Origin of the sequence: Streptomyces mutomycini (assembly GCF_001700505.1) — a bacterium.
GTDB classification, from domain to species: Bacteria; Actinomycetota; Actinomycetes; order Streptomycetales; family Streptomycetaceae; genus Streptomyces; species Streptomyces mutomycini.
In genome coordinates this window covers 1-671 of sequence record NZ_MAPV01000316.1, presented here as the reverse complement: position 1 = coordinate 671, position 671 = coordinate 1, and the positions used below count along the sequence as shown (strand labels likewise).

At 68.3% G+C, this 671-nt stretch carries 1 pseudogene; it reads left to right on the top strand.

The annotated features are described in order from the left end of the window. Window positions 1-671, top strand: a pseudogene (locus tag BFF76_RS30120) (AAA family ATPase); the annotation flags it as partial.

Sequence of the window (671 nt, the reverse complement as noted above, 5' to 3'; positions counted from 1 at the left end):
GGACCGCACCGTGCTGCTGCGCCGCCTCTTCGACACCGGACGCTTCCAGGAACTCCAGGCGTGGCTCACCAACCGAAGCAAAGCCACCAAGAAGGACCTCGACGAGGTCACTGCCACCCTGCAACAGCTCAGCCAACGCATTCACCAGGAAGCCGGCCCCCTCCTCCACCAGGACGCCCCCAGCACCGACGAGGCCGCCCGACCCGAAACCGAGGACCCCGTCGACGTCCTGCCCTGGGCACAGCACCTGCGCACCCTCGCCGTCAACGCCCACACCGAAGCGGTGGCCGACGAGGAACGCAGCGACACCGAACACCAGCACGCCAAGACCGAACACCAGCGCACCCACGAGCTCGCAGGCCAGCAAACCCAGCACGCCCAAGCCCAGGCGCGACGCACAGCACTCGACGACAAGGCCGCCCACCACCCACGACTGCGCAACGAACTCGACAGAGGCCGGCGCGCCGAACGTCTGCGCCCCCTCCTGGAAGCCGTGAAGCACACATCACGTGCCCTGGACACGGCCACGACAGCCGAGGACGATGCCCGCACCCAGCTGCCCGAACAACACCGTCGCACCGGCATTCCCCAACTGCAGGCCGCCCTGGAACAGAACCACGCCGAGAAGGGCCGCGTCGAAGGGCTACTGCCCGACGAACAGCACCACACAC